At 70.6% G+C, this 17,028-nt stretch carries 16 protein-coding genes; 14 read left to right on the top strand and 2 right to left on the bottom strand.

From position 1 onward, the window contains the following. Positions 1 to 8: 8 nt before the first annotated feature. Positions 9 to 860, bottom strand: coding sequence for an alpha/beta hydrolase (locus tag J2S59_RS02565; protein WP_068123286.1), 852 nt, complete (start codon positions 858 to 860; stop codon positions 9 to 11). 218 nt (positions 861 to 1,078) lie between these two features. On the opposite strand from J2S59_RS02565, the gene J2S59_RS02560 reads away from it, so the two are divergent. After that, positions 1,079 to 1,945 carry a putative endonuclease domain-containing protein gene (locus J2S59_RS02560; protein ID WP_306824778.1) on the top strand — a complete coding sequence of 289 codons (867 nt, stop codon included), beginning with the start codon at positions 1,079 to 1,081 and terminating at the stop codon, positions 1,943 to 1,945. A 57-nt stretch (positions 1,946 to 2,002) separates the two neighbouring features. Here the strand turns inward: J2S59_RS02560 and J2S59_RS02555 are convergent, their stop codons facing one another. After that, a complete protein-coding gene (locus tag J2S59_RS02555; protein ID WP_181642424.1) occupies positions 2,003 to 3,322 on the bottom strand; it encodes an isochorismate synthase in 1,320 nt (439 codons plus the stop codon). Between the two features lie 103 nt (positions 3,323 to 3,425). On the opposite strand from J2S59_RS02555, the gene J2S59_RS02550 reads away from it, so the two are divergent. The 13 genes from J2S59_RS02550 (at position 3,426) to nuoL (ending at position 16,985) form a co-directional block, all read left to right on the top strand. Then, positions 3,426 to 4,115, top strand: a complete 690-nt coding sequence (locus J2S59_RS02550; protein WP_068123279.1) for a demethylmenaquinone methyltransferase — start codon at positions 3,426 to 3,428, stop codon at positions 4,113 to 4,115. A gap of 284 nt (positions 4,116 to 4,399) precedes the next feature. Then, positions 4,400 to 4,759, top strand: coding sequence for an NADH-quinone oxidoreductase subunit A (locus J2S59_RS02545; protein ID WP_068120412.1), 360 nt, complete (start codon positions 4,400 to 4,402; stop codon positions 4,757 to 4,759). 9 nt (positions 4,760 to 4,768) lie between these two features. Then, positions 4,769 to 5,323: a NuoB/complex I 20 kDa subunit family protein gene (locus J2S59_RS02540; RefSeq protein ID WP_068120410.1), complete on the top strand. Its 555-nt coding sequence runs from the start codon at positions 4,769 to 4,771 to the stop codon at positions 5,321 to 5,323. Then, the gene (locus J2S59_RS02535; RefSeq protein ID WP_281366727.1) at positions 5,320 to 6,039 is read left to right on the top strand and encodes an NADH-quinone oxidoreductase subunit C; all 720 of its coding nucleotides are present in this window, start codon (positions 5,320 to 5,322) and stop codon (positions 6,037 to 6,039) included. Before J2S59_RS02540 ends, J2S59_RS02535 begins: the two co-directional genes overlap by 4 nt. A gap of 26 nt (positions 6,040 to 6,065) precedes the next feature. Beyond that, positions 6,066 to 7,409: an NADH-quinone oxidoreductase subunit D gene (locus J2S59_RS02530; protein WP_068120407.1), complete on the top strand. Its 1,344-nt coding sequence runs from the start codon at positions 6,066 to 6,068 to the stop codon at positions 7,407 to 7,409. After that, positions 7,406 to 8,299, top strand: a complete 894-nt coding sequence (gene nuoE, locus J2S59_RS02525) for an NADH-quinone oxidoreductase subunit NuoE (protein ID WP_181641895.1) — start codon at positions 7,406 to 7,408, stop codon at positions 8,297 to 8,299. The genes J2S59_RS02530 and nuoE overlap by 4 nt, the downstream gene beginning before the upstream one ends. Continuing rightward, complete coding sequence (gene nuoF, locus J2S59_RS02520; RefSeq protein ID WP_306824777.1) at positions 8,296 to 9,642, top strand: NADH-quinone oxidoreductase subunit NuoF; 1,347 nt, start codon at positions 8,296 to 8,298, stop codon at positions 9,640 to 9,642. The genes nuoE and nuoF overlap by 4 nt, the downstream gene beginning before the upstream one ends. Then, positions 9,639 to 12,038, top strand: coding sequence for an NADH-quinone oxidoreductase subunit G (locus J2S59_RS02515; RefSeq protein WP_068121524.1), 2,400 nt, complete (start codon positions 9,639 to 9,641; stop codon positions 12,036 to 12,038). The genes nuoF and J2S59_RS02515 overlap by 4 nt, the downstream gene beginning before the upstream one ends. After that, entirely contained in the window at positions 12,035 to 13,318 is a 1,284-nt protein-coding gene (gene nuoH / locus J2S59_RS02510; RefSeq protein ID WP_306824776.1) for an NADH-quinone oxidoreductase subunit NuoH, read from the top strand. The genes J2S59_RS02515 and nuoH overlap by 4 nt, the downstream gene beginning before the upstream one ends. Beyond that, the gene (gene nuoI / locus J2S59_RS02505) at positions 13,318 to 13,884 is read left to right on the top strand and encodes an NADH-quinone oxidoreductase subunit NuoI (RefSeq protein ID WP_068116523.1); all 567 of its coding nucleotides are present in this window, start codon (positions 13,318 to 13,320) and stop codon (positions 13,882 to 13,884) included. Before nuoH ends, nuoI begins: the two co-directional genes overlap by 1 nt. 26 nt (positions 13,885 to 13,910) lie before the next feature. Next, on the top strand, positions 13,911 to 14,693 hold the full coding sequence (locus J2S59_RS02500; RefSeq protein WP_068116529.1) for an NADH-quinone oxidoreductase subunit J: 783 nt from the start codon (positions 13,911 to 13,913) through the stop codon (positions 14,691 to 14,693). Then, a complete protein-coding gene (gene nuoK, locus J2S59_RS02495) occupies positions 14,690 to 14,989 on the top strand; it encodes an NADH-quinone oxidoreductase subunit NuoK (RefSeq protein WP_068116521.1) in 300 nt (99 codons plus the stop codon). The genes J2S59_RS02500 and nuoK overlap by 4 nt, the downstream gene beginning before the upstream one ends. Positions 14,990 to 15,020: 31 nt before the next feature. Beyond that, a complete protein-coding gene (gene nuoL, locus J2S59_RS02490) occupies positions 15,021 to 16,985 on the top strand; it encodes an NADH-quinone oxidoreductase subunit L (protein ID WP_181641428.1) in 1,965 nt (654 codons plus the stop codon). Positions 16,986 to 17,028 lie beyond the last annotated feature (43 nt).

The raw sequence follows: 17,028 nt of genomic DNA, 5'->3' as shown, positions 1-17,028 counted from the left end.
GCCGGGAGCTATTCGCAGGACCCACCGGCGGCGGCGACCAGGCGGCGTACGGCGTCGAGGGTGGCGGGCCCGTGCACGAGGTCGGCGTCGTTGTGGCCCAGTCCGTCCAGCTCCGTCCGGCGTACGGCGAGTCCGGCCGCCTCCGCGGCGTCGGCGACCTCGCGCGACTGGGAGGGCGGCACGATCCCGTCGGCGGTACCGAGCACCACCGCGACCGGTGTCTCGGGCGCCTGCTCGCCCAGCTGCCGGACGGCGGCGAGGACGTCGTAGTCGTCGCGCAGCACCGGCCCGGCCGGGATGCCGTAGTTCGCTCGCGCCATCGCGCCCAACGACGTGAAGGGGGAGCGCAGCAGCAGCGCGGCGGGAGGGTGCTCCGCGGCGAGGTCGGCCGCGACCGCTGCGCCGAGGCTCTCCCCGAAGAGCACCAGCCGCTCCGGGGGTACGCCGGCCTCGTCGAGCAGGAAGTCGCGCGCAGCCCTGGCGTCCTGCCGGGTGCCGTCCTCCGACGGCCGCCCGGGGTTGCCGCCGTACCCCCGGTAGTCGAGCGCCAGCACCCCCAGGCCGAGCTCCGCCAGTCCGCTGACCAGCGGCATCCGGCTCGCCCGGTTGCCGCCGTTGCCCGGCGTCACCAGCACCGTGTAGCCGCACGCCGGGTCCGCCCCGACGTACGACGCCCGCAGCTCGAGCCCGTCGCTCGTGCGCAGCGTGACGTCGCGCCCCTCCACCCCGCTGCCGGCCAGCAGGTCCGCCGTCGGCGGCACCTCGGTCCGGTCGGGGAAGTAGACCAGCGACCGCTGTCCGAACCACACGGCCGCGGCACCCAGCAGCACGACGACGACCCCGCCCACCACCCAGCGCATGCCTCCAGCGAAGCACAGTGCGGGTCCGGGATTCGCGCAGAAACCGGTCACTCACAGCAAGGATCGCCGATCCCGCGGGTGGCGGCTGACCAGTTTTCTCCACCCGGTGACAGTCATCCACAGAGCGACGAACGAGACCCCACGGCGACCCGTGTTCGGCCGATGCTTGGCGGGTGGACGCGCGTGCCGGGTGGGTCAGGAGCCGCAATTGGCGACGGGTGACGCGCGGCGCCTATGCGCCGGCAGGAACTGACTGGCTCGCCGACCTCGCAGCCTGGCGCCTGGTGCTTCCCGAGGGTGCGGCCTTCACCCACCTGACGGCTGCACGGGTGCGCGGTTGGTGGACGTTGCCGTATCTGACGGTGCCGGTCGTCTTCGCCCAAGTGCCACCCGGAGGAGGGCGCAACCGCAGGTCGGGAGTGCGGGTGATCCGGACAGAGCCGGTGGAGCCGCCCGACGTGATCGCTGGCGTGCCGGTCGCATCCGCGATCGACATCCTCCTCGCGTGCGCCCGGGACCTCGGCGCGCTGGACCTCGGCATCATCATCGAGGGCGCTGTGCACGCCGGTGAGGACCTCGGGGCGCTTCGCGCGGCCGCGCAGGTCCACCGCCGCGGTGGACCCGCTCTGCGACGAGCCCTACTGCGCGCTGATGGACGCTCGGAGTCCGCCTGGGAGACGGCTCTGCGATTCCTGCACCAGGCGATCGACGTGCCGGTCGTGCCACAGCACGTCGTCGAGCACGAGGGGGACTTCGTCGCCCGCGCGGACTTGTGGATCCCGGGGACGAGGACCCTCCAGGAGTACGACGGCGCAGTGCATCGCACCGTCGAGCAGCAGCGCGATGACCTCAGTCGGGCGCGGCGGCTCAGCCGAGCAGGCTGGACGCGCAACGGCTACACCGCCCGGGAGGTCGTGCGCCAACCCGGGACCGTCATGCGCGACGCGGACCGGGCGCTGGGTCGCAGGAGTGCCGCCGGACGGCTGGACCCGTGGTGGGACCTCCTCCGCAGGTCGGCACTCACCCCCGCCGGGCGCGCTCAACTGACGAACCAGTGGACGCCGGCCAGGAAAATGGGTCAGTAACCACGCTGAAGCCGCGGCCGATCTGTTGCCGATGACCAGTTTCTGCCCCGGTCCAGTTCAGCCCGAGGTGAGCGCATCCCGCACCGGCACGAACTTCGCCTGCGCCTCGGCGAGCTCCGAGGCCGGGTCGGAGTCGGCGACGATGCCGCAGCCGGCGAAGAGCCGCACGGTGCGCCGGTCCTCGCCGACCTCGGCGGAGCGCAGGGCGATCCCCCACTCGCCGTCGCCGTCGGCGTCGAGCCAGCCGACGGGGCCGGCGTAGCGCCCCCGGTCCATGCCCTCGATCTGGGTGATGAGCGCCTGGGCGACCGGCGTCGGGGTGCCGCCGACGGCCGCGGAGGGGTGCAGCGCGGCAGCGAGCTCGAGGGCGCTGACCGGGTCGGTGTCGGGGACGACGCCCGCCACGTCGCTGGCGAGGTGCATGACGTTGGGCAGGTGCAGCACGAACGGCGCCTCGGGCACGTTCATCGAGGTGCAGTGGGGCGCGAGTGCGTCGGCGACGGAGCGGACGGCGTACTCGTGCTCCTCGAGGTCCTTCGACGAGCGCGCGAGCGTGGCGGCCAACGCGAGGTCGCGCTCGTCGTTGCCGGTACGCCGGATGGTCCCGGCCAGCACGCGCGAGGTGATCAGCCCGCGCTCGCGGCGCACCAGCATCTCGGGGGTGGCGCCGAACATGCCGCCGACGTGGAAGGTCCAGCACATGGGGTACTGCTCGGCCAGGCGCTGCAGCGGCCACCGGACGTCGACGTCGGTCGTCGAGGTGGCGAGCAGGTCCCGGGCGAGGACGACCTTCTCGAGCTCGCCGGAGCTGATCCGGCCGACGGCCTCGGCGACCACGCCCTGCCAGCGTTCGCCGTCGAGGTGAGCGTCGGCGAAGACGACGTCGGTCGGCGGCTGGGGGGAGGCCGTCGCCGCGAGCGCCGGGGGAGGCAGGAGCTCGCCGCGGCTGATGGTGGTGATCCACGTGGTGTCGCCCTTGCGGCCGACGACCACCTCCGGCACGGTCAGGACCGAGTCGCCGGGCTCGTCGGCGAAGGCGAAGCTGCCGAAGGCGACCAGGCCGCTGCCGGGCAGCCGCACCTCGTCACGCACGACTGCCGCGCCGACCAGGTCGGCCCACCAGGCCGAGGCGTCCGCGAACCGGTCGGCGCCGGTGCTGCGCAGCTGTGCGGCGCATCCCCAGCCGACCAGGCCCTCGCCGCGGCGTACCCACGCCAGGGGCTCCTCGCGCGGCAGCAGGTCCAGCAGGGGACCGGGGTCCGCGACGGCGACGGTGCGTACGACGAGCTGGCCCAGGGCCTCGCGGGGGCCATCGGGTCGGGGTTCGTCCGCCGCGACCGGGGGGAGTCGGTCGACGTCGCTGGTGCCGGTGCTCATCGGCGTCGAGCGTACGGCGCACTGTCACATCACGTCGCACCGGCTGGGGCGGTCCAGCCCGGCCCGACGCGCACCGATGGGCCGCTGCTCGTAGGGTTCAGGGGTGACCCGCGCCTCCCTGGACAAGCAGCCGCACGAGGTCGTCGCGATGTTCGACGACGTGGCCCGCCGCTACGACATCACCAACGACGTCCTCTCGCTGGGTCAGGACCGTCGGTGGCGCAAGGCGGTCATCGACGCGGTCGACCCGTCGTACGGCGAGCGGGTGCTGGACCTGGCCGCCGGGACCGGCACCTCGAGCCTGCCGTTCACCGACCGCGGCGCGTACGTCGTGCCGTGCGACTTCTCCCAGGGGATGCTGCGCGTCGGCAAGCGGGCCCGTCCCCAGCTGCCGTACGTCGCGGGCGACGGCACCCGGCTGCCGTTCCCCGACGCGACCTTCGACGCGGTGACGATCTCCTTCGGGCTGCGCAACATCGTGGACCCGCTCGCCGGCCTGGCCGAGATGCGGCGTGTCACCAAGCCCGGTGGCCGGCTGGTGGTGTGCGAGTTCAGCACACCGACCTGGGCGCCGTTCCGGGTCGTCTACCTGGAGTACCTCATGAAGGCGCTGCCCGCAGTGGCGCGCGCGGTCTCCTCCAGCCCCGACGCCTACGTCTACCTCGCCGAGTCGATCCGCGCCTGGCCCGACCAGCGGGGGCTCGCCGACCGGATCGCCGACGCCGGCTGGCACTCCGTGCGTTGGCGCAACCTCTCCGGCGGCATCGTGGCGCTCCACCACGCCACCGCCTGAAGCGGCTGCGTCCCTCGTCACAACCGGCGACCGTCCGCGTGATCCAGCGTGCCCCCGGCCGACCCATTTAGACAACACTCTCGTTGCGTTAAACGCCCAGGTCAGAGGCGGGTTTCGGGCCCCACCCCGGGAGTCGCGCGCGGTCGGTCTCGTGTCTAGACTGTCGCCGCGAGACGTAAGTGAAACCGTTCACAACCTCACGACCCGACCGTCGTACGCCGCTCCGGAGCCTCTCCGCCGTGCCCCGTCCCCCGGTCGGAGGTCGTTGACAAGGAGTCGAAGGAATGGAGCTCTACACTCCGGTCCTGGCTTTGGCGGCTATTGCCGCGGCGTTCGCTGTCGGTTCGGTGCTGATGACCGCGGTCGTCGGCCCGAAGCGCTACAACCGCGTGCGCCTGGACTCCTACGAGTGCGGCATCGAGCCGACGCCCCAGCCCTACGGCGGTGGGCGGTTCCCGGTGAAGTACTACACCGTGGCGATGACGTTCATCATCTTCGACGTCGAGATCATGTTCCTCGTCCCGTGGGCGGTCTACTTCGACGAGTTGGCGTGGTTCGGCCTCATCGCCGTCGTCCTCTTCCTCTTCAACATCACCGCCGCCTATGCGTACGAATGGCGACGCGGCGGCCTCGATTGGGATTGAGAGCCTGACATGGGTATCGAAGAGAAGCTCCCCAGCGGAGTCCTGCTGACCACCGTCGAGGGGGTCGCGGGCTACTTCCGCAAGGCCTCGTTCTGGCCGGCCACCTTCGGTCTGGCGTGCTGCGCCATCGAGATGATGACCTCCGGCGCCCCGCGCTGGGACACCGGTCGGTTCGGCATGGAGGTCTTCCGCGCCTCCCCGCGTCAGGCCGACCTGATGATCGTGGCGGGCCGCGTGAGCCAGAAGATGGCCCCCGTCCTGCGCCAGATCTACGACCAGATGGCCGAGCCCAAGTGGGTGCTCGCCATGGGCGTGTGCGCCAGCTCCGGCGGCATGTTCAACAACTACGCGATCGTCCAGGGCGTCGACCACGTCGTCCCGGTCGACATGTACCTCCCCGGCTGCCCGCCGCGCCCGGAGATGCTCATCGACGCGATCCTCAAGCTCCACGACCAGGTGCAGCACACCAAGCTCGGCGCCAACCGGCAGGCCCAGATCCGCGAGCTCGAGGCCGAGGGCCTGGTCGCGCTGCCCACCTCGGAGCAGAAGGGACTGCTGCGGTGACCGAGAACGACGCAACGGACAAGATGCCGGAGAACCTCCCGGTCGACCCGGAGGCGCTGCGCACCCAGTCGCTGGCCACCCGCAAGGGGATGTTCGGCGCCCAGGGCACCGGTGACACCTCCGGGTACGGCGGACTGGTCAAGCCGGTCACGATGCCGGCCGGCGCACCCCGTCCGTGGGGCGGCTGGTTCGACGAGGTCGCCGACACCCTGGAGGCGCGGCTGCGCGACGCCGGCGTCGAGCGCGCCGTCGAGCGGATCGTCGTCGACCGCGGTGAGATCACCTTCCACATCCGGCGCGAGGACCTCCCGGTGGTCGCGCGGACGCTGCGTGACGACGAGGGGCTGCGCTTCGAGTTCTGCGCCGGCGTGAGCGGCGTGCACTACCCCGACGATGCGGGGCGCGAGCTGCACGCGGTCTACCACCTGCTGTCGATGACCCACAACCGCCGGATCCGGCTCGAGGTCACCTGCCCCGACGCCGACCCGCACATCCCGTCGGTGGTCGACACCTACCCGACCAACGACTGGCACGAGCGCGAGACCTACGACTTCTTCGGGATCATCTTCGACGGTCACCCCGCACTCACCCGCATCGAGATGCCCGACGACTGGCCGGGCCACCCGCAGCGCAAGGACTACCCCCTGGGCGGGATCCCCGTCGAATACAAGGGGGCCCAGATCCCGCCGCCCGACACCCGGAGGGCCTACAACTGATGGTCTCGACAAGCTCGACCAACAATATGAGCGACCCCTACGGCACCTTCGAGGCCGGCGCGGCCGACACCTCGTCGGGCCGGGTCTTCACCGTCACCGGTCAGGACTGGGACTCCGTCGTCCAGGGCGTGGCCGACGAGGGCGACGAGCGCATCGTCGTCAACATGGGCCCGCAGCACCCGTCGACCCACGGCGTGCTCCGTCTGATCCTCGAGCTGGAGGGGGAGACGGTCACCGAGGCCCGCTGCGGCATCGGCTACCTCCACACCGGCATCGAGAAGAACATGGAGTACCGCACCTGGGTCCAGGGCGTCACGTTCTGCACCCGGATGGACTACCTGTCCCCGCTGTTCAACGAGGCGACGTACTGCTTCGGTGTCGAGCGGCTCCTGGGCATCGAGGACGACATCCCCGAGAAGGCCCAGGTCATGCGGGTCCTGCTCATGGAGCTCAACCGCATCTCCTCCCACCTCGTCGCGATCGCGACCGGTGGCATGGAGCTCGGCGCGCTGACCGTCATGACGATCGGCTTCCGTGAGCGCGAGCTGGTGCTCGACCTGTTCGAGCTGATCACCGGCCTGCGCATGAACCACGCGTTCATCCGCCCCGGTGGCGTGGCGCAGGACCTCCCGCCCGGTGCGTTGGAGGAGATCCGCGACTTCATCGCCCTGATGAAGAAGCGCCTGCCGGAGTACGCCGCCCTGTGCAACGCCAACCCGATCTTCCGGGCGCGCCTCGACGGTGTCGGTCACATGGACCTCTCCGCGTGTATGGCGCTCGGCATCACCGGACCGGTGCTGCGCTCGACCGGGCTCCCGTGGGACCTGCGCAAGTCCGAGCCGTACTCCGGCTACGAGGACTATGACTTCGAGGTCCAGACCTGGGACACCGCCGATGCCTACGGCCGGTTCCGCATCCGGCTCAACGAGATGGACGAGTCGCTGAAGATCGTCCAGCAGTGCGTCGACCGGCTCGCCGGCCTCGAGGGCGCGCCGGTGATGATCGGCGACAAGAAGATTGCCTGGCCCAGCCAGCTGGCCATCGGCAGCGACGGCATGGGCAACAGCCTCGACCACATCCGCCACATCATGGGTGAGTCGATGGAGGCCCTGATCCATCACTTCAAGCTGGTGACCGAGGGGTTCCGGGTGCCGCCCGGGCAGGCCTACGTCCCGGTCGAGTCGCCGCGCGGCGAGCTGGGCGCCCACGTCGTCTCCGACGGCGGCACGCGTCCCTACCGCGCGCACTTCCGCGACCCGTCCTTCACCAACCTCCAGGCCACCAGCATGATGTCCGAGGGCGGCATGGTGGCCGACGTCGTCGTGGCGATCGCCTCGATCGACCCGGTCATGGGAGGAGTCGACCGATGAGCACGCCCCAGTCAGCCCCGCAGTCCACGCCGGCCTCGCAGCAGCGTCCCGCGCCCGACGGTGCGTCGACGGCAGCCGAGGCCACCGCGCTGCTCCCCGAGCAGACGATGGCCGAGCTGCGCGAGATCGCCGCGCGCTACCCGCACGCCCGCTCCGGCCTGCTCCCGATGCTGCACCTCGTGCAGAGCGTCGAGGGGCGGATCACCCCGGCCGGCATCGAGGCGTGCGCGCAGGTGCTCGGCATCTCCGCCGCCGACGTGTCCGGCGTGGCGACGTTCTACACGATGTACAAGCGCCGCCCGGTCGGCGACTACCACGTCGGCGTCTGCACCAACACGCTGTGTGCGGTCATGGGCGGCGACACGATCTTCGAGCGGCTCAAGGACCACCTCGACGTCGGCAACGACGAGACCACCGAGGACGGCAAGATCACCCTCGAGCACCTCGAGTGCAACGCGGCGTGCGACTTCGCGCCGGTGATGATGGTCAACTGGGAGTTCTTCGACAACATGACGCCGGAGACGGCCGTCGAGGTCGTCGACGACCTGCGCAACGGCGTCAACGTGCACTCCACGCGCGGTCCCAAGGTGGTCACCTGGCGCGAGGCCGAGCGCGTCCTCGCCGGCTTCCCCGACGGCCTCGCCGACGACGGCCCCGCCGCGGGCCCGGCGTCGCTGGCCGGCCTGGAGATCGCCAAGGAGCAGGGCTGGTCCGCCCCGGAGGGCGCGGCCGGCGCGGCGACCGGTGCGGCCGTCAGCGCCGGTGACGCCGACACCCGGCGCGCCGGGTCCGAGGCAGAGGTCGCCGCGTCGCCGGTCGACGTCGAGCACCCGGACGAGCCCGCCCAGCAGCCGGCCGACGAGGTCGGGAAGGGGGATGACGCGCAGTGAGCGAGCACGCAGACACCACGGGCACCGGGACGGGAGTCGACACCCTGACGCCGGTCCTGTCGGCGCACTGGGACCAGCCGCGGGCCTGGACGCTCGATGCCTACGAGGACACCGGGGGGTACGGCGCCCTGAAGCAGGCGCTCGGTGCGACCCCGGACTCGATCATCGAGCTGGTGAAGGAGTCCGGCCTCCGCGGTCGCGGCGGCGCGGGGTTCCCCACCGGCATGAAGTGGGGCTTCATCCCGCAGGACAGCCCGAAGCCGAAGTACCTCGTCGTCAATGCCGACGAGTCGGAGCCGGGCACCTGCAAGGACATCCCGCTGATGATGGCCAGCCCCCACACCCTGGTCGAGGGCGTGGCCATCGCGGCGTACGCCATCCGCGCCAACACCGCGTTCATCTACGTGCGCGGTGAGGTCCTGCATGTGATCCGCCGGTTGCAGAAGGCGGTCCAGGAGGCCTACCTGGCCGGCCACCTCGGCAAGAACATCCACGGCTCGGGCTACGACCTCGACGTCATCGTCCACGCCGGTGCGGGTGCCTACATCTGCGGCGAGGAGACGGCACTGCTCGACTCGCTCGAGGGTCGCCGCGGCCAACCGCGCCTGCGTCCGCCGTTCCCGGCCGTGGCGGGTCTGTACGCCGCCCCGACGGTGATCAACAACGTCGAGTCCATCGCGTCGGTCCCGGCGATCGTGCGCAACGGCGCCGACTGGTTCGGCACGATGGGCACGGAGAAGTCGGCCGGCATGACGCTCTACTCCCTGTCGGGTCACGTGAAGCGGCCCGGGCAGTACGAGGCCCCGCTCGGCATCACCCTGCGTGAGCTGCTCGACCTGTCGGGCGGCATGCGCGAGGGCTCGGAGCTGAAGTTCTGGACGCCGGGGGGCTCCTCCACCCCGATCCTGACTGCCGAGCACCTCGACGTCCCCCTCGACTACGAGGGGGTCAGCGGAGCCGGCTCGATGCTCGGCACCAAGGCGCTGCAGATCTTCGACCAGACCACCTCGGTCGTGCGCTGCGTCCTGCGCTGGACGGAGTTCTACAAGCACGAGTCCTGCGGCAAGTGCACCCCGTGCCGTGAGGGCACGTGGTGGCTGGTGCAGGTGCTGCAGCGGATCGAGCGCGGCCAGGGCCAGGAGGGCGACATCGAGCTGCTCCTGGACCAGTGCGACAACATCCTCGGCCGGGCGTTCTGCGCCCTCGGTGACGGTGCGACCAGCCCGATCACCTCGGCCATCCAGTACTTCCGTGAGGAGTTCGAGGCGGGCATGCACACCCCTGCGTGGGAGCTGTTCCCCTACCGGGCCTCCGCCCTGTTCACGTCGGAGGTGTCCGCGTGAGCGCCGGAGAGGTCGAGAAGACCGACCTGGTCAGCCTGACCATCGACGGCGTCGAGGTCAGCGTCCCCAAGGACACCCTGGTGATCCGCGCCGCCGAGCAGATCGGCGTCCAGATCCCACGGTTCTGCGACCACCCACTGCTCGCGCCCGTCGGGGCGTGCCGCCAGTGCCTGGTCGAGGTCCCCGACGCCGGCAACGGCCGCGGCTTCCCCAAGCCGCAGGCGTCGTGCACCCTGCAGGTCGCCGACGGCATGGTCGTCGAGACCCAGGCGACGAACGCGGTCGCCGACAAGGCCCAGCAGGGGATCATGGAGTTCCTGCTGATCAACCACCCGCTCGACTGCCCGGTCTGCGACAAGGGCGGCGAGTGCCCCCTGCAGAACCAGGCGATGTCCAACGGGCGGGGCGAGAGCCGCTACGTCGAGGCGAAGCGCACCTACCCCAAGCCGATCAACATCTCCGCCCAGGTCCTGCTCGACCGCGAGCGCTGCGTGCTCTGCGCACGCTGCACCCGCTTCTCCGAGCAGATCGCCGGCGACCCGTTCATCGCCCTGATCGAGCGCGGTGCCCTGCAGCAGGTGGGCATCTACGAGCAGGAGCCGTTCGAGTCCTACTTCTCGGGCAACACGATCCAGATCTGCCCCGTGGGTGCGCTCACCTCAGCGGCGTACCGCTTCCGGGCGCGTCCCTTCGACCTGGTCTCCACCCCGGGGGTCGCCGAGCACGACGCGTGCGGCTCGGCCATCCGGATCGACCACCGCCGCGGCAAGGTGATGCGCCGCCTCTCCGGTGACGACCCCGAGGTCAACGAGGAGTGGATCACCGACAAGGACCGCTTCGCGTTCCGCGCCTCCCAGCAGCCCGACCGCCTCACCCACCCGATGGTGCGCGACGAGGAGACCGGCGAGCTGCGGGCGGCCTCGTGGCCTGAGGCGTTCGCCGTCGCGGCTCGCGGCCTGGCTGCCGCCGGCGCCACCGGCGTTCTGACCGGCGGTCGGCTGACTGCCGAGGACGCCTACGCCTACGCGAAGTTCGCCCGCGTCGCCCTCGGCACCAACGACGTGGACTTCCGCGCCCGGCCGCTGAGCGCAGAGGAGGAGGGCTTCCTGGCCGAGCACATCGTGCTCACGGGCCCCGACGACACCGTCAGCTTCTCCGCGCTCGAGCGGGCGACCACGGTGGTGCTCGCGGGCTTCGAGCCCGAGGACGAGGCCGGTGCGGTGTTCCTGCGGCTGCGCAAGGCCGGCGGCAAGGGCACCCGCGTCTTCTCCCTGGCGCCCTACACCTCCCGCGGCCTGGCCAAGATGCACGGCACCCTGCTGCCGACCACACCCGGTGACGAGGCCGCTGCACTGGCCGCCCTGGCCGAGAACGGCGAGGTCGCCCTCGACGCCGGTGGCGTGATTCTCGTCGGTGAGCGCCTGGCGACCGTGCCGGGTGCGCTCACCGCCGCCGCGGACCTCGCGCGTACGACGGGCGCCAAGCTGGCGTGGATCCCGCGTCGTGCCGGTGACCGCGGTGCGGTCGAGGCCGGCTGCCTGCCGACCCTGCTGGCCGGTGGCCGTCCGGTCGCCGAGGCGCAGGCCCGCGTCGACCTCGCCGCCGCGTGGGGCGTCGAGGCGCTGCCGGAGCAGCCCGGGCGCGACACCGACACGATCCTCGCGGCAGCAGCGCGCGGCGAGCTCGGCGGACTGGTCGTCGGTGGCGTCGAGATCGACGACCTCGCCGAGCCCGGCATCGCCCGCGAGGCGCTCGACGCCGTCGGCTTCCTGGTCGCCCTGGAGGTCCGCGAGACCGCGGTGACCCGCGCCGCCGACGTGGTCTTCCCGGTGGCGCCGGTGACCGACAAGGCCGGCACCTTCGTGAACTGGGAGGGTCGTGTGCGGCCCTTCGAGCAGGTCTTCTCCAACCCCGGCTCGCTGCCCGACCTGCGGGTCCTCGCCGGGATCGCCGAGGAGCTCGGCCGCCCGCTGGGCTTCCGCACCGTGGAGCAGGTCCGTGAGGACATCTACCAGATCGGTCCGTGGGACGGCCCGCGCGCGAGTGCGCCGCGCGTCGACCCCGTGCCGGTCAAGCTGGCCGAGGACGAGTACGCCCTGGCCTCCTGGCGGCAGATGCTCGACGACGGCCTGCTCCAGGACGGCGACGAGCACCTGCGCGCGACCGCGCGCAAGCCGGCCGTGCTCGTCTCGGCGCACACGCTGGCCGAGATCGGCGCCGCCGAGGGCGACCTCGTGGTCGTCCGCAGCGAGCGCGGCGCGGTCACGCTGCCCGTCCGGGTGGCCGACCTCGCGGACCGGACGGTGTGGGCCCCGGCCAACACCGGCGGCACCGCTGTCCACACCACGCTCGGACCGGCCGGCACCCCGGTCCGTGTCGAGAGGAGCGCGCGATGAACGGACTGACTGCCTTCGGGCAGGACCCCGTCTGGCTGGTCATCGTCAAGGCCGTGCTGGTCTTCGTCTTCCTGGTGGTGCTCACGCTGTTCAACATCTGGTACGAGCGCCGGCTCGTCGCCAGGATGCAGCACCGCGTCGGTCCCAACGTCAACGGTCCGTTCGGTCTGCTCCAGTCGCTCGCCGACGGCGTGAAGCTGGCGCTGAAGGAGGACATCATCCCCAAGGCCGCCGACCGGGTGGTCTTCCTGGTCGCGCCGGTGCTGGCGGTGATCCCGGCCTTCCTGACGTTCGCGGTCATCCCGTTCGGCCCCGTCGTCGACGTGCCGTTCACCGACATCAGTACGCCGCTGCAGCTGACCGACATGCCGGTCGCCGTGCTCTACATCCTGGCGATCGCCTCGATCGGGATCTACGGCATCGTGCTCGGCGGCTGGGCCTCGGGATCGACGTACCCGCTCCTCGGTGGTCTGCGCTCGTCGGCGCAGATGATCTCCTACGAGGTCGCGATGGGCCTGGCGCTCGTGGGTGTCTTCATCTACGCCGGCTCGATGTCCACCTCCGAGATCGTCGCCGCGCAGGAGCGCCTGTGGTTCGGGCTGATCCTGATCCCGTCGTTCGTGATGTATGTGATCGCGATGGTCGGCGAGACCAACCGCGCCCCCTTCGACCTCCCCGAGGCCGAGGGCGAGCTGGTCGGTGGCTTCCACACCGAGTACTCCTCGCTGAAGTTCGCGCTGTTCTTCCTCGCCGAATACATCAACATGGCGACCGTCTCCGCGGTGGCGACGACGCTGTTCCTCGGCGGATGGCGCGCTCCGTGGCCGCTGTCGCTGTGGGAGGGCGCCAACGAGGGCTACTGGCCGTTCCTGTGGTTCCTCATCAAGGTCATCGGCTTCATCTCGCTGTTCGTCTGGCTGCGCGGCACCCTGCCGCGGTTGCGCTACGACCAGTTCATGAACTTCGGCTGGAAGGTGCTCATCCCGGCCGGCCTGGCCTGGATCGTCGCGATCGCCGTCATCCGGATGATCAGCCTCGAGGGCGGCTTCGACCGCCGCTGGCTGCTCGCCGCTGGAGCGGTGCTCGCCGTGATGCTGGTGCTGATGCTCTTCCTCGGCGGTGACGACGAGGACGAGGTCGCACCCGCCGAACCCGAACCGTTCGACGCCTTCGCCGGCGGCTACCCCGTGCCGCCGCTCCCGGGCCAGACCCTGTCCGCGACGTCCGCTGCGCGGACCGGCGCGGAAACCACCTCGCAGAGTGCGGAGGAGACCCACTGATGGCTGGATCAGGACTCAAGGAGCAGTTCTGGGACCCGATCGCCGGCTTCGGCGTGACGTTCCGGACGATGTTCCGCAAGCCCGTCACCGTCCAGTACCCGTTCGACAAGCGACCCACCGCGCCCCGCTTCCACGGACGTCACCAGCTCAACCGCTGGCCCGACGGACTCGAGAAGTGCATCGGCTGCGAGCTGTGCGCCTGGGCGTGCCCGGCTGACGCGATCTACGTCGAGGGTGCCTCCAACACCGAGGACGAGCGGTTCTCACCCGGGGAGCGCTACGGCCGCGTCTACCAGATCAACTACCTGCGCTGCATCCTGTGCGGGCTGTGCATCGAGGCGTGCCCGACCCGCGCGCTGACCATGACCAACGAGTACGAGCTCGCCGACGACAACCGCGAGGACCTCATCTACGAGAAGTCCGACCTGTTGGCGCCGCTGCTGCCCGGGATGGAGCAGCCCCCGCACCCGATGCTGCTCGGGTCCGACGAGGGCGACTACTACCGCGGCGAGTTCAGCCCGCAGCCGCGCGACACCACCGCCGAGCAGCCGGGAGGTGCGCAGTGATCGCGTTCTGGATCCTCGCGCCGATCATGGTCGTGGCGGCCCTGGGCATCCTGTTCTCCCGCAAGGCGGTCCACGCCGCCCTGCTGCTGGCGGTCGTGATGATCAGCCTGGCGGTGCTCTACGCGGTGCAGGACGCGCCGTTCCTCTTCGTGGTGCAGATCATCGTCTACACCGGCGCGATCCTGATGCTGTTCCTCTTCGTCGTCATGCTCATCGGTGTCGACGCCTCCGACTCCATCGTGGAGACGATCCCGGGCCAGCGTTTCCTCGGGATCGCGCTCGGCCTGGCCTTCGGCCTCCTGCTCGTCCTCGGGATCTCGCAGGTCTCGGTCGAGGTGGCCGGACTCAACGAGGCCAACGCCGACGGCAACGTCGAGGGCCTCGCCGCGCTGCTCTTCTCGAAGTACGTCTTCGCCTTCCAGGCCACCGCGGCGCTGCTCATCACCGCCGCGCTCGGCGCGATGGTGCTCGCGCACCGCGAGCGGCTGACGCCGAAGGCCGGCCAGGCCGAGCTGGCGCGACGCCGGATGGCGGACTACGCCGAGCACGGCAAGCACCTCGGGCCGCTCCCGGCCCCCGGTGTCTACGCCCGGCACAACTCGGTCGACACCCCGGCTCTGCTGCCCGACGGCTCGATCGCAGAGGCCTCCATCTCGCGCACCCTCGCCGCGCGCGGTGTCATCGGCTCGGCTGCGCCGGCCGCCGACATCGACGAGGTCACCCGCCAGATCGGCTCCGGGGCCGATGTCGACGACGACCACCACGCCAGCCACGAGGGCGGGACCGGACAGGACGGTGACCACGCATGAGCGCCACTCCCTTCATCGCGCTCTCGGCGATCCTGTTCACGATCGGCTGCGTCGGCGTGCTCACGCGCCGCAACGCGATCGTCGTGTTCATGAGCGTGGAGCTGATGCTCAACGCGACGAACCTGGCCCTGATCACCTTCGCGCGCGTCCACGGCAACCTCGACGGGCAGGTGGCCGCCTTCTTCGTGATGGTGGTCGCCGCTGCCGAGGTCGTGGTCGGCCTGGCGATCATCATGACGATCTTCCGCACTCGTCGCTCGGCCTCGGTCGACGACGCGAGCCTGCTGAAGTACTGACGACGAGGACGGACGAGGACTCGTGACGACGATGACCAACCTGCTCTGGGCTGCCGACGGCAGCCACGGCGGCGGCGTACCCCCGGTGGTGGAGCCGATCGCGGCCGACGGGGTCTTCTCCCTGCTGTGGCTGATCATCGCGCTGCCCGCCCTGGGCGCCGCGGTGCTGCTGCTCCTGGGTCGGCGTACCGACGGCTGGGGTCACTACCTCGGCACCGCGACGGTCGCCGGATCCTTCGTGATCAGCCTGATCGCGTTCTTCTCGCTGCTCGGGCGCGACGAGGCGGAGCGCTCGGTCGGACAGCACCTGTGGACCTGGTTCGAGGTCGGCATCGGTGAGCGCGTCTTCAGCGCCGACCTCGCGCTGCTCTTCGACCCGCTGTCCTCGCTGTTCCTCCTGCTGATCACCGGTGTCGGCACGCTGATCCACATCTACTCGATCGGCTACATGGAGCACGACGAGCGGCGCCGGCGGTTCTTCGGCTACCTCAACCTCTTCATCGCCGCGATGCTGGTGCTGGTGCTCTCCGACAGCTACCTCGGCATCTTCCTCGGCTGGGAGGGCGTCGGCCTGGCGTCGTACCTCCTCATCGGCTTCTGGCAGCACAAGCCGTCCGCGGCTGCTGCCGCCAAGAAGGCCTTCGTGGTCAACCGCGTCGGTGACGTCGGCATGGTCCTGGCGATGTCGCTGATCATCGCGACCTTCGGCAGCACCGCGTTCTCCGCCGTCTCCGCGCAGGCCGGGGAGGCGGGGGAGGGCACCCTCACGGCGATCGGGCTCCTGCTGCTGCTCGGTGCCTGCGGCAAGTCCGCCCAGGTCCCGCTGCAGTCCTGGCTCCTCGACGCGATGGAGGGCCCGACCCCGGTCTCGGCGCTCATCCACGCCGCGACGATGGTCACTGCCGGCGTCTATCTCGTGGTCCGCTCGAACTTCATCTACGAGTACGCCACCGCGGCGCAGACCGCGGTCGTCGTCGTCGGTGCGGTCACGCTGCTGGCCGGTGCCTGGATCGGCTGCGCCAAGGACGACATCAAGAAGGCGCTCGCCGGGTCGACGATGAGCCAGATCGGCTACATGATGCTGGCCGCCGGCCTCGGCGTCGCCGGTTACGCGTTCGCGATCTTCCACCTCATCACCCACGGCTTCTTCAAGGCCAACATGTTCCTCGGTGCCGGCTCGGTGATGCACGCGATGGACGACGAGGTCGACATGCGCCGCTACGGCGCGCTGCAGAAGATGCTGCCGGTCACCTTCTTGACCTTCGCCATGGGCTACCTGGCGATCATCGGGTTCCCCGGCTTCTCCGGGTTCTGGTCCAAGGACAAGATCATCGAGACGGCGTTCGCCGAGAACTGGATCGTGGGTGCCGCAGCGCTGCTCGGCGCCGGGGTCACCGCGTTCTACATGACGCGCCTGATGTTGATGACCTTCTTCACCGAGAAGCGGTGGCAGAAGGACGTCCACCCGCACGAGTCGCCCAAGGTGATGACGATCCCGCTGATCGTCCTCGCGGCGCTCTCGGTCCTCGGTGGCGCGCTGCTGCTGGGCAACTGGATCGTCGACTGGCTCAGCCCGGTCGTCGGCGTCGCCGAGCACCACGACTTCCCGATCCCGGTCCTCCTCATGACCGCGATCGTCACGGCCGTGGTCGCGGTGGGCGTGGCCGCCGCCTGGTTCCTCGTCGGGAAGAAGCCGGTCGAGCGGGAGGCCCCGGCGAACGTCTCGGTCTTCACCAAGGCCGGGCGCGCCGACCTCTACGGCGACGCGATCAACGAGGCGCTGCTCATGCGCCCCGGTCAGCAGCTGACGCAGGGCCTGGTCACCTTCGACCACACGGTCGTCGACGGGGCCGTGCGGGGCACCGGCGGGTTGTTCGCCGGCCTGTCCAACCTGCTGCGCAAGACCCAGAACGGCTACGTCCGCAGCTACGCGGCCTCGCTCCTCGCGGGTGCCTTCCTGGTCGTGGCGGTGCTCCTGGTGGTGACGATCGCATGAGCGTCCCCCGCTGCAACGTCGTGACTCGTCGGATTGGAGAACT

The sequence above is a fragment of the Nocardioides massiliensis genome, from assembly GCF_030811215.1.
Lineage (GTDB): Bacteria > Actinomycetota > Actinomycetes > Propionibacteriales > Nocardioidaceae > Nocardioides_A > Nocardioides_A massiliensis.
Note: the sequence above shows the minus strand (reverse complement) of the source record. Positions and strands in the feature narration are given on the sequence as shown.